At 66.2% G+C, this 11,957-nt stretch carries 10 protein-coding genes; 1 reads left to right on the top strand and 9 read right to left on the bottom strand.

What is annotated here, in order from left to right; translation table 11 throughout:
- Nucleotides 1-4: 4 nt before the first annotated feature.
- Nucleotides 5-661, top strand: a complete 657-nt coding sequence (locus CJ179_RS16130) for a histidine phosphatase family protein (RefSeq protein ID WP_095862708.1) — start codon at nucleotides 5-7, stop codon at nucleotides 659-661.
- Here CJ179_RS16130 and CJ179_RS16125 read toward each other — a convergent pair.
- The 9 genes from CJ179_RS16125 to CJ179_RS16085 all read right to left on the bottom strand — a co-directional run bounded on the left by CJ179_RS16125 (nucleotide 648) and on the right by CJ179_RS16085 (nucleotide 11,950).
- Nucleotides 648-3,365, bottom strand: a complete 2,718-nt coding sequence (locus tag CJ179_RS16125) for a LuxR family transcriptional regulator (RefSeq protein ID WP_179377602.1) — start codon at nucleotides 3,363-3,365, stop codon at nucleotides 648-650. The two genes, CJ179_RS16130 and CJ179_RS16125, sit on opposite strands and share 14 nt — an antisense overlap.
- Nucleotides 3,366-3,370: 5 nt before the next feature.
- The gene (locus CJ179_RS16120) at nucleotides 3,371-4,588 is read right to left on the bottom strand and encodes a cytochrome P450 (protein ID WP_257015569.1); all 1,218 of its coding nucleotides are present in this window, start codon (nucleotides 4,586-4,588) and stop codon (nucleotides 3,371-3,373) included.
- A gap of 10 nt (nucleotides 4,589-4,598) precedes the next feature.
- The gene (locus CJ179_RS16115; RefSeq protein ID WP_095862227.1) at nucleotides 4,599-5,615 is read right to left on the bottom strand and encodes a PDR/VanB family oxidoreductase; all 1,017 of its coding nucleotides are present in this window, start codon (nucleotides 5,613-5,615) and stop codon (nucleotides 4,599-4,601) included.
- 213 nt (nucleotides 5,616-5,828) lie between these two features.
- Nucleotides 5,829-7,058 (bottom strand): acyl-CoA dehydrogenase family protein, encoded by a 1,230-nt coding sequence (locus CJ179_RS16110; RefSeq protein ID WP_095862226.1) that lies wholly within the window; start codon nucleotides 7,056-7,058, stop codon nucleotides 5,829-5,831.
- Entirely contained in the window at nucleotides 7,059-8,132 is a 1,074-nt protein-coding gene (locus tag CJ179_RS16105; protein WP_095862225.1) for a phosphotransferase family protein, read from the bottom strand. It abuts the gene before it with no gap.
- 8 nt (nucleotides 8,133-8,140) lie between these two features.
- Nucleotides 8,141-9,187: an ABC transporter substrate-binding protein gene (locus tag CJ179_RS16100; protein WP_179377601.1), complete on the bottom strand. Its 1,047-nt coding sequence runs from the start codon at nucleotides 9,185-9,187 to the stop codon at nucleotides 8,141-8,143.
- Nucleotides 9,188-9,331: 144 nt separating this feature from the next.
- Nucleotides 9,332-10,330: an NADPH:quinone oxidoreductase family protein gene (locus tag CJ179_RS16095; RefSeq protein ID WP_095862223.1), complete on the bottom strand. Its 999-nt coding sequence runs from the start codon at nucleotides 10,328-10,330 to the stop codon at nucleotides 9,332-9,334.
- Between the two features lie 20 nt (nucleotides 10,331-10,350).
- Nucleotides 10,351-10,572 carry a biotin/lipoyl-binding carrier protein gene (locus CJ179_RS16090; RefSeq protein ID WP_072937218.1) on the bottom strand — a complete coding sequence of 74 codons (222 nt, stop codon included), beginning with the start codon at nucleotides 10,570-10,572 and terminating at the stop codon, nucleotides 10,351-10,353.
- Nucleotide 10,573: 1 nt separating this feature from the next.
- Nucleotides 10,574-11,950 (bottom strand): acetyl/propionyl/methylcrotonyl-CoA carboxylase subunit alpha, encoded by a 1,377-nt coding sequence (locus CJ179_RS16085; RefSeq protein WP_095862222.1) that lies wholly within the window; start codon nucleotides 11,948-11,950, stop codon nucleotides 10,574-10,576.
- Nucleotides 11,951-11,957 lie beyond the last annotated feature (7 nt).

The raw sequence follows: 11,957 nt of genomic DNA, 5'->3' as shown, positions 1-11,957 counted from the left end.
CCGCATGAGTGTTGTCCTTCTGGTCCGTCACGGACAAGCATCCTTCGGCACCGACGACTACGACCGCCTGTCGCCACGCGGCCGAGAACAGAGTCGCGCCCTCGGCACCGAACTGAATCGTCGCGGCATCGCTCCCGCCCGCACAGTCACCGGAAACATGAAACGCCAACGAGAGACGGCTCAGGAGGCAAGCACGGCCGCCGCCTGGCACACGACGGACCCCGACATCGATCCGGGTTGGGACGAGTTCGACGCGAGCGACCTACTGGCTGCGAGCGGTGAGCACGATCCGCGGGCGAAGACGGATTCGCGCGCCTTCCAGCGGCTGCTCGAGCGGGCGTCCACACGGTGGTCGTCCGGTGACCACGACGCCGACTACGCCGAGACGTTCGGTGCGTTCACGGCCCGGGTCGACGCGTCCCTCGACCGCGTTGCCGAAGGGCTCGAACGCGGACAGACCGGTGTCGTCTTCTCCAGCGCCGGCGCGATCGCCTGGGTGACTGCCCGGCTGCTGGGGGGCGGCTTCCCGCAATGGCTCGCCCTGAACAGAGTCGCGGTCAATTCCGGCGTCACCAAGATCGTGATCGGCTCGTCGGGAACGTCCCTCGTGGCGTTCAACGAGCACGGTCATCTCCCGGACCCTTGGGTCACCTACCGGTGAGACTGTCCGCCCGTTCATGGGCCACGATCAGCTCGACCCGCGAGTTGTAGCCGGTTTTCTTGTAGAGGCGGGTGAGGTAGGCCTCGACGGTCTTGCTGCTGTAGTGGAGAACCTCGGCGATCTCCCGGTTGCTGAGGCCGTCTCGGACCAGCGTGACGAGTTGACGCTCCACATCGGTGAGAGGTCCGGGTGCCCCCGACTTGTCGGCACGTCGGTCGAGGACGAGACCGCGCGACCTGCCGGCGGCCTCGACCCGCTTCAGCCACAGCGTCGCGTCCATCTCCTTGAACAATGCCCAGGCGGCCTCGAGGTGATCGGCGACGTCCCGGCCGACGACGCCCAGCGCATGGTGGGCCTGCGCCGCGATGAAGTGCATACCCTGCTCCTCGGCCTCGAGAAACACTTCACGTGCGCGGTCCACGTCACCGAAGCTGCGGGCATGGCCGATGCCGGATGCCATCCGGGCCTTGGGCGAACCGATGTCCTCCGCAAGGCGGCAGAACTCGTCCGCGACGTGCCGAGCGGCCTCGACCTCTCCCGACGCCAGGTAGCCCTCGACCAGACTCGTGTGGGTGATGGTCCCGACCTCGTTCCAGCCGCGGATTCCCGCTTCCGACCGCAGTCGCTCCAGGACCGGCATGGCGTCCTCGAACCGGGATCTCGACACCTCGACCGACGCCTGCACTGCCTGCCAGATCGCGAAGTCGATCCGGCAGGGGGCCGGCGGCTTCGTCGCTGCCAGGACGGACGCCGCACGCCGGAAATCACCTCGGCCCGTGAGGATCTGCACCTCCACGCCACGCAGGCGAGCCAGAGTGCGGCGCATACCTGAATATTCGAGGTGGACTGCCTCCCGGGCAATCGTCTCGGACGCCGCGGTCCATTCGCCGGCCGTGAACTCGGCGAGGGCGCGAGCGAGTACGGCTTGCCCGCCCAGGTTTCCGAATCCGGCGAGTCCGGCGGCTTCACCCGCCTTCGTCAGCAGCGCGTTCGCGCGACCGGTCGCGCCTGCCGTTGCGGCGTGGTGCGCTGCCGACTCCAACGCACCGGTGCGCGTGCCCACCGGGAGTTCCCGCTCGTCGGTCCCGAGCATCGCGAGCTGGTCGACAGCCTCGAGTGCGTTCGGGAACGTCCCGACGGAGGCTTCGACCTGACCGAGGTACGTGTAGGCGATCACCTGGTCCGCCGGCGTCGACTCACGCACCTGTGACCACGCTGTCGCGGCCAGGACGCGCGCCTGATCCGTGTCACCGAGGCGCGCCGCCATCGCCGCGCGTTGCGCGAGGTAGGGCGTCGGGTCTCTCGCCTGCCCCGCCTCGGCGACCAGTAGGTCTGCAGCACTCTGCGGATCGCCCATCGCGCTGTGGCAGTGCACGATCGTCGCCACGGTGCGGTCGCGGGAACGGCCCGCCTCGAGAAGTCCGAGCGCTTTTCTGCCGGCTTCGATGGCCAGGGCCGGCCGCGCACCCTTCCAGTACGCCGCGGACTGCCTGCGGAGTATCTCGCCGGCGGCGGCGTCCGCGCGTGGCAGCAGATCGAGCGCCCGGCCGTACCATCGGGCAGCCGCGCGCGGCGACGTGCGCAGCGCTCGATCGGCGGCACGCAACGCCACCGTGACCGCGACCATGTCGCCGCGCGCCGCGCCCTCGGTGGCGTGCCGGGCGCGCTCGAGGGCCGGCATGCCCAGCTCGCTGTCGGTGCCCTCGATCCGCGCAGCAATCGCAGCATGGACGCGGCGGCGCTCGGCCGGACCGATCTCGCCATAGAGCAGCTCACCGATCAGTGGGTGGCCGAATTCGTACCGCCCGGACCCCGTTGCCAACAGCGCACCGCTCGCGACCAGTGAGTCGAAGGCGGCCCGGACCTCGCCCAGCGACCTCTCGGCCAGTTCGGCGAGGAGCGGAAGGTAGTCCAGATCCACCCGTCCGAACACCGCGACCAGACGACCCAGTGCGCGGACGGCGTGGTCCCGGGGAAACAGCCGGTGGAGCAACGCCGCAGGGCGCGGGAACTGGGGCGGGGAATCATCGACCAGGTAGCCTATTCCCTGTTCGATGCGGAGTGCGCCCGCAGTGTGCAACGCGTTCACCGTTTCTCGGACCAGCAGCGCGTTCCCCCGCGTCCGCCCGGTCAGATACCCGGTCAGTCGCTTGTCGGGCACGGCGCCGAGGACCGACTCGACCAGTCCGCCGAGGGCCTGCCCCTCGACTGGCCGAACCTCGAGAACCGTCCGCGCCTGTTCGCTCACGAGGGGGCCGATCGTCGCGAAGAGACGTTCGCCGGTCATCCACGGCCGAGTCCGCGAGGCGAAGATCACGAGGAGCGGGCGGCCCGCCAGATGCCGAGCGGCGAGGGTCACGGCGACGAGACTGTCTTCGTCCGCCAGGTGCGCGTCGTCCACGACCACGACCACGGGCGACGAATCCGTCATCGACTGCAACAGCGCCGTCACACCACTCGGATCGCTCGACACCGTGCTGTGGCCGAGGACTCCCACGAGAGTGCGCACCGTCGCGTACGGGATGTCGCGGTCGTACTCGTGCGCCGCGGCGTACAAGCACGTCCATCCACGCCTGCGGGCCGCGTCGAGCGTGCTCCGCAGGAGGTGTGTCTTGCCGGTGCCGGCCTCACCGTGAATCAGGTACGTCGAACCGGCACCGGCACTCAATCGTTCTAGGGCGCAGTCGAACACGAACTCGTTCACAACAACTAGGCGAGACTCAGCCGAAGCGGCATGGCCTTCCATCCTCGCAGCGTGTTGTTGTGATAGCGACGTACGGGTGCCGCAAGTTCGATGCACGTCACACGGGTCACGAGAACCTCGAGCAGGCACTCGGCCTGCAGACGCGCCGCGTGCTGGCCGACGCACTGGTGGATCCCCATCCCGAAGGCCACGTGCCCCGAGGGATCACGCGAGAGGTCGAACCGATCAGGGTTGTCCCACCGGCGCGGGTCACGATTCGCAGCGGCGTAGCACAGCAGCACCCTCGTCTCGGCCGGTATGACGGTCCCGGAGATCTCGACGTCGGCCGACGTCTTGCGGAACAACATCTGGACCGGCGACTCCCAGCGCAGCGCCTCGTCGAAGGCGACTCGGGCGAGGTTGGGGTTCTGCCGAAGAGCCGCCCACTGATCGGGATGTGTGGCGAATCCATAGAGCATCGCGGAGAGACCGTAGACGGTCGTGTCGACACCTGCCGACAACAGCGAACGCGTGAGGAGCGGCGCCAGTTCGTGCATGATGTCGCCGCGGTCGGCGGCCGCCCAGATCTCGCTGCCGAATCCTTCGGGTTTCAGGGACTCCCGGGCACACTTCGCAGTGGCCCATTCCGCCAGTGCCTCGCTCCGGCATTCCCCCTGCAGTACCCGTTCGTTTCGCGGCCCCAGGGCATTGAAGATGTGATCTGCGTAGGGAACGAGATTCTCCCGCTGCTCCTCGTCGATGCCGGACGCGTCGGGAAAGAAGTTCACCGGAAACACGGCCGCGATGTCGTTGTATCCGTCGATCTCGATCGCGTCCCCGGCAGCCGTGCCGCCGAGCAGGTTGTCGATCAGCGTCTCGGCCTGCCGTGTGCAGGCGTCCTTCATCGCACGCAATGCTCGTGCGGACAGAATCGACTGCAGCACCTCGCGGGGTGCGTCGTGCTCGGGCGGATCGGTCTGAAGTAGTCCCCGGGCCCGCCACGGCTCGTTCAGGCCGACTCCGGAACCGGAGGTCATGCCCTGCCAGTTCGAGAGCGCGCTGTGGACTTCGTCGTAACGCCCGACGGCGTGGACGTTGTACCGGGGCAGGAAGACGACAGGCCCGGATTCACGCAGTCGCTCCTGGAACGGCAGCGGGTTCTCGAGGGTCTCCGACGAGAAGGGGTCGTCGTCGAGGGACGGGGCTGTCGAGCCCTGCCGTCCGGTGGTATCCGTAATCGACACTGTCAACCTCCTATAGATCCAGCACGAGTCGTTCGGTGATCGAACGTGACACACAGACGAACATCCGGTCTCCCTTGGCGCGCTCCGCATCACTCAGGAGTGAATCCCGATGATCGGGAACACCGCCCACGACACCGACTTCACATGTGCCGCAGACTCCCTCGTTGCACGAAGACAACACCGGGATGCCGGCGGCGTCCAGGGCCTCGAGAACCGTCTGTTCGGTACCGACGGTGACGGTCCTGCCGGAGTGGGACAGTTCGATCGTGAAGGGTTCGGTGCGGACCGGTGGCGGCTGGGAAGGCGCAACGAACCGCTCGAACCGGACGGCCCACCCGGGCCAGTTCGTGGTGGCGGATTCGACCGCCGCCAGCAGGGGCTCGGGTCCGCAGCAGTAGACCTTGGCCCCCTCCGTCGGCTTGTCGAGGAAATCGAGCGGCAGATGACCCGATTCGTCCTGCGGCCACACCGTGACGCGGTCTCCGTATCGAGCCAGTTCTCCGAGAAAGGCCATGGAGCGACGCGACCGACCGCCGTAGAGCAGGTGCCAGTCGATTCCCAGCTTCTCGGCTGCGGCAATCATCGTCATGATCGGGGTGATCCCGATGCCGCCGGCGATGAATTCGTATCGGCTCGCCTGAGCCAGACCGAAATTGTTCCGCGGGGTGCCGACACTGAGCATGTCCCCGACGGCCAGATTCTCGTGAATGAACTGCGACCCGCCCTGGGAGTTCGGCTCCCGCAACACGGCGACCTCGTAGGCGGAGGCATCCCACCGGTCGCCGCACAACGAATATTGCCGCACCTGGGAACCACCGTCCGCGGTCGGCATGACCAGGTCGATGTGCGCGCCGGGCGTCCAATGCGGGAGCCGCCCACCGGACGGCTCCTCGAGCCGCAGTTTCACGACGCCGTCTGCCACGACGTCCTTCCGCGCGACCTCGAGCGTCTGGTTTCCGGGTCGCCGCGTGACCGGCGATGCGGGCGAGGACGAGTCGACACCATGCTGAGCAAGATGATTTGGCACGTCATGATCATGCGCGGGTCCTGCTGGTGAGATCAATGTCTCACTCACTATCAAGGCGATAGCCACAGTCGCCTGCCGAACGGGCCCTACACACGACAGTGTCCCCCTCACCTGGGTTACAGGTCAGGGGGACACGGGTGGGACGTCACGGCGAAACCGACTCGCTTCGTGGGCGAGCGGGCCGAACGAACTCAGCAGAGGCCGACCGAGGGGTCAGGCACTGCGTCGTGCGGCCTGGCGGCGAAGTTCATTGCGCGCCAGCGCGTTCTTGTGCACCTCGTCGGGTCCGTCCGCGAACCGCAGCGTGCGAACATACGCGGCTGCCGGAGCGAGGAAGAAGTCCTGTGAGAGTCCGCCGGCGCCGTGGACCTGGATTGCCTTGTCGATGATCCATTCGACGGTCGACGGAGTGGCGATCTTGATTGCCTGGATCTCGGTGTGTGCGCCCTTGTTGCCCACCGTGTCCATCAGCCAGGCCGTCTTGAGGACCAGCAGGCGCAACTGCTCGAGGCGGACCCGCGATTCGGCGATCCAGTCGCGAATCACGCCCTGTTGGCTGAGTGGCTTGCCAAACGCCACGCGTTCGTCGGCCCGCTCACACATGAGCTTGATCGCCCGCTCCGCAATACCGATGGCGCGCATGCAGTGATGGATCCGGCCGGGTCCCAGCCTGGCCTGGGCGATCCCGAAGCCGTCGCCCTCGTTGCCGATGAGATTGGCAACCGGAACCCGCACGTCGGTGAACTCGATCTCGGCATGTCCACCGCTGTGATGGTCGTCGTACCCCAGGACCTTCATCGCGCGCGTGATGTGGACGCCGGGGGTGTCCCGCGGTACCAGGATCATGCTCTGCTGGCGATGCCTGTCGGCCGACGGATCCGTCTTGCCCATCACGATCAGGATCTTGGCGTTGGGATTCATCGCACCGCTGATGTACCACTTGCGGCCGTTGATCACGTAGTCGCCGCCGTCGCGAACGATACTGGTGGAGATGTTGGTGGCGTCCGAGGACGCGACGTCGGGCTCGGTCATGGCGAAGGCCGAACGGATCTCGGCCTCGAGCAACGGGGTGAGCCACTCCTTCTTCTGCTGCTCGGTGCCGAACATCGACAGCAGTTCCATGTTGCCGGTGTCCGGGGCCGAACAGTTCAGCGCGGCGGGAGCGAGGAGCTTGCTGCGGCCGGTGATCTCGGCGAGCGGCGCGTACTGCACGTTCGTCAGCCCGGCACCCTCGGCCCCGGGGAGGAAGAGGTTCCACAGCCCACGGCTGCGTGCCTCCGCTCTCAGCTTCTGCAGGATGGGAGACTCCGACCACGCGAAGCGGTCCTCGAGGCCGTCCAGCTCGTCCAGGTACGCCGCCTCGGCCGGGTAGACGTGCCCGTACATGAAATCGACGAGTTCCTTGCGCAACCCGTCGGTCCGGGCGTCTGTCGAGAATTCCATCTACTTGTGCTCCTTCAGTGAGTCGAGCCCGAGTTCGAGCAGCAACGGCACAGTGCTGCCGCTGTCCTCGAAACCCGCACCCACGGTTTGACGATTGATGTGTCGATACCGGACGCCCTCGGAGATCGCGGCGAGCTTGAAGCAGGCCAGACCGAGGTGGAAGCCGAATCCCTCCAGTTCGCGACCGCTCTCGGCTTCATAGTGTTCGATGATCTGTTGCTCGGTGAGGTATCCGGGTGCCAGCGTCGCGTCGTACTTGGCCGGTTCCGTCGAATCCCGTTCGGACACGAGCTTCGCTCGCCGCTGATAGGTGAGCATCAAGGCCAGGTCCAGAAGCGGGTCACCCAGCGTCGCCAGCTCCCAGTCGATGACCGCGGCAGGCATGTCGTCGGCGCCGACGAGCACGTTGTCCAAGCGGAAATCACCGTGGACGATGCCCGCGGCCGACGTCGTGGGGACGGCCGCGACGAGTGCCGTGTAGAGCTCGTCGGCGCCGGGGAGATCGCGGGTGTAGGACGCGTCCAGCTGCGTCTTCCAGCGTTTCACCTGCCGTCCCAGGAAGCCTTCGGGGCGACCGAAGTCGTTCAGGCCCACCTCTCGCGGTTCTACCCGGTGCAGCTTTGCGAGTGTGCGTACCAGCTCGACGGAGACGGCTCGGGTTCGAGCCGCGCCGAGTGGCCTGAGCTCGTCCGCGTACCGATAGGGCACGCCCTCGATCCGCTCCATGAGGTAGAAGTCAGTGCCGAGAACGTCCTTGTCGTCGCAGTAGGCGATCATCGCCGGCACGGGGACGTCGGTGGTTCGAAGTGCGCCGGCCATTCGGTACTCCCGGCGCATGTCGTGAGCCGTCGCCATGACCTCGCCCAGTGGCGCACGACGCACGATCCACTGGTTTTCACCGTCGGAGAGGTCGTAGGTCAGATTCGATTTCCCACCCTCGATCAGCCGGGCCGACAGTTCCCCTGCCACCAGGCCCGGTCGCTCCCCGGCCAGCCAGTCGGTGATTCGATCGAGATCCAGCCCGGGCGGGGATTGGGGACGCGTCGGGACGGCACCTGTCTGTGTGTACTCCATGTGAGACCTCACGCCCGTGCGAAGGCGGGGACTATCTGCTCGTAGCTGATAGCGCCTTCCTTCGCGTTTCCGAAGCGGACGGCAAGGTCGATCATGTGGTCGACCTGATCCTTGGGCGCCTTGAACATCGGTTGCAATTTCGGCGCCACATCCTGCGCGTAGTGCTCGATGTAGGCCTTGGCGATTTCGGGTGCGTTGCCGTCGAAGGTGCCGGAGTTCAGGATTTCCGCTGCTTCGTCCTTGTGGGAGAGCATCCATTCGCTGCCCTCTGACTGTGCTCGAAGCCAGTTCTTCAGCACGTCCTCGTGCTCCTCGGCAAAACTTTCGCTGGTGGAAATACAGACCACGGCCTGGTTGCGCAACGTCTCGGGCATCGACGGCCTGCCGAAGTCGAGCAGCACCGATCCGCCTGTCTCCCGGGCGATGAACAGCCCCGAGCTCCATTGGACCGAGACGTAGCCGTCGAGTCGCCCGGCTTTCATGTTCGGGATCGCCGAGGCAGACGGGCCGACCGCCAGATGGGTGACGTCGGAGGATTGCATACCGGCCAGCTCCAGAGCGAGGTCCAGTTGCAGATCACCGCCCGCGCCAATGGCGCTCACCCCGATCGACTTGCCTTTCAGCGACTGCATCTTCTCTTCGAAGGTAGCGTCTTCGCCGGGCCAATTGCCGTTCGGGCCGACGACGATCCCGTAGGTGGTGGACACGTTCTTCAGACCGATGATGACCGGTCGCTTGCCCTGTGTGCTGTTGGCGTGGGCACCCATCAGCAGCAAGGTGTCGGAGCTGTAGCCGTTGACAGCACCTGCGGAGACGAGCTGTAGCGCCTGCACACCGCTCTGCGGGGTGATGAACTTCGGAACGTTGAGGTTGTTCCTGGCGAAGTCGTTGTTGGCGAGATTCACCGCATCGAGGAGAAAGGTGTCACCCGGAAACGACCCGATGGTGAACTTGGCGGCCTGGCCCGAGGCACCCGCGCCCAGTCCACCCCCGCAGGCCGCCAGCAACGAGGTGGCGCCGACCGCCGCCGTGCCGAGACCGAGATACTTCAACATCGACCTTCTCGAGATGTTGCTGTCCAATGCCCGCAGTTCTCCGAAGGGCGAGTCACCTTGCTTCGACCCAAACATTCGTACTCCTAGTGATTAGTGCATGCCTGGTGGCCTGACGATGTGCTGCCCCCGGTTTCCGCAAACTGGCTACCGGCCGATCCCGTTGTGCTCCATCACCACTCGGCCGACGGTCTTTCCGTCCCCCAGGCTCTGCAGGGCCGCAGGCACCCCGTCCATCGAGACCCGTTGACTGACGAAGGGATCGATGGCTCCGGAGTCTGCCAACGTGCACAGTTCCTGGTGGCATCGATCGACCGCGCCGGGATTCTTCGTGTTGTAGAGCCCCCAGTGAATTCCCAGGATCGAGTAGTTCTTGACCAGCGCGTGGTTGAGCGCCGCGGTCTGGATCTCGCCGCCCGCGAAGCCGACGACCAGAATCCGCCCCTCGAACGCAATGCATTTGGTCGAACGGTGGTAGACGTCGCCTCCCACCGGGTCGTAGATGACGTCGGCGCCTCTGCCTTCGGTGAATTCCTTGACGACCCCGACGAAGTCCTCCTGCCGGCGGTCGACGACGACATCGGCACCGAGCTGCCTGGCGTAGGCGGCCTTCTCCTCGCCGCCCACGACACCGACGACCCGGGCACCGGCGGCCTTGCCGAGCTGGATGGCCGCGCTGCCGACACCGCCGGCGGCCGCGTGAACCAGGAGGGTCTCCCCCTCTCGAATCCTGGCCAGCCGATGGAGTCCGAACCAGCCGGTCTGATACCCGATGAACAGGCAGGAGGCCTGCGCGTCGTCGAGTGAGGCCGGCGCCGGATGGGTCGTGCTCTGGTCCATCAAGGCGTACTCGGCGAATCCGCCGTAGGGAAGAGTGGTCAGGCCCAGAACACGGTCGCCTACCACTGCCCGTACGACGTCCGGCCCGACCGCGACGACCTCGCCGCAGACTTCACGTCCGGGGGTGAAGGGCAGGTCGGGGCGCACCTGGTACTTGCCACGGCACATCAGCACGTCCGGGAAATTGGCTGCGCCCGCCAGGACACGCACGAGGACCTGCCCTGCACCAGGTTCGGGAACATGACCTTCGACGAGTTGCACGACGTCGATCGGCTCGCCGAGCTGGGTGACCGACCAGGATTTCATGCGTTGGGGAATCGATGTGCTCATGCTGTCTCGAATTCGACGAGGGGCTGACCGGACGCGACGCTGTCACCCTCGGCGACGTGGACTGCCACGATCGTGCCTGCATCTTCGGCGAGGATCGGGATCTCCATCTTCATGGCTTCGAGGATCATCAACGTCGCCTCCTCCTCCACTCGGTCACCCGGTGCGACGAGGATCTTCCACACGTTGGCACCCATATCCGACTCGATCGTCTCTGACATCTCACGCACTCCTTCTGGCCAAGTTCTTTTGTCTCTGTTGGATCTTCTCGACCACACCGGTGTCGTAACGCCCGCTCGTGAATTCTTCCGAGCCGAGCACGTGTTCGAGGAAAGGCTTGTTGGTGACGAGCCCCTCGATCACGAACTCCCTGCAGGCCTCGAGGGCGCGGGCGTGCGCCTCCTCACGGGTCGCGCCGAACGCGCAGACCTTGGCCAGCAACGAGTCGAAGTGCGGCGTCACCTCGGTGCCCGCCGTGTAGCCCGAGTCGACCCGGATACCGGGCCCGGTCGGCTCCTGCCACACGTCGATCGGCCCCGGGCGCGGGAAGAACCTCTTGGGGTCTTCCGCGCAGATCCGCAACTCGATCGCGTGACCGCGCGAAACGGGGGCGAAACCCGGTGTGGTGGTGCCCGACTCCGCGATGCTCAACTGCTGCTCGACCAGATCGACACCGTGAGTGAGTTCGGTGATCGGGTGCTCGACCTGGATGCGGGTGTTCATCTCGAGGAACACGAAGTCGCCGGTGACGGAGTCGAGCAGGAATTCCACCGTACCTGCATTCCGATAGCCCACGGCCTGGGCGGCCGCAATCGAACTCTCGACGAGGCGCTCTCGCAGGGCCGGATCCAGGTGCGGGGCCGGGCTCTCCTCGATCAGCTTCTGGTGACGCCGTTGCGTCGAGCAATCCCGTTCTCCCAGAGCGACGATCGAACCGTCCTCCAGACCCAGGATCTGGATCTCGACGTGCCGCGCGGACGACACGTACCGTTCGACGAATACCCGATCGGAACCGAAGCTCCGCGCCGCCATCGACTTGGTGTTCTCGAACGCCTTGCGCAGGCCTTCTTCGTCGTGAGCAACGGCCATGCCGATTCCGCCGCCGCCGGCGGATGCCTTGACCATCACCGGATATCCGAGACGTTCGGCCTCCGCGACGGCTTCGTCGCCCGTTTCGAGCGCTGCGCCGACGTCACCGCTGATCGGCACACCGGCAGCAGCCACGACCCGGCGCGACTCGACCTTGTCACCCATCACCTCGATGACCTCGGCGCTCGGGCCGACCCACGTCAGTCCGGACTGGGCCACCAGTCGGGCGAAGTCGGCGTTCTCGGCCAGGAATCCGTAGCCCGGATGCACGGCGGTCGCACCGGCTTGCTGTGCGATTCGCACGATCTGAGCGCCGTCGAGGTACGCCTGCACCGGCGTGTCGCCCTCGAGCTGAACGGCGTGGTCGGCCTCACCGATGTAGGGCAGGTCCGCATCGACCTTGTGGTAGACGGCGACTGTGCGGACACCGAGCTTGCCGGCGGTCGCGATGATCCGCCGGGCGATCTCGCCGCGATTCGCGACCAGCAGGCAATCTGGAAATGAGTTCATCACATCG

This window comes from Rhodococcus sp. ACS1 (assembly GCF_002300155.1).
Lineage (GTDB): Bacteria > Actinomycetota > Actinomycetes > Mycobacteriales > Mycobacteriaceae > Rhodococcus_F > Rhodococcus_F koreensis.
This window is presented reverse-complemented; position numbering and strand designations above follow the sequence as displayed.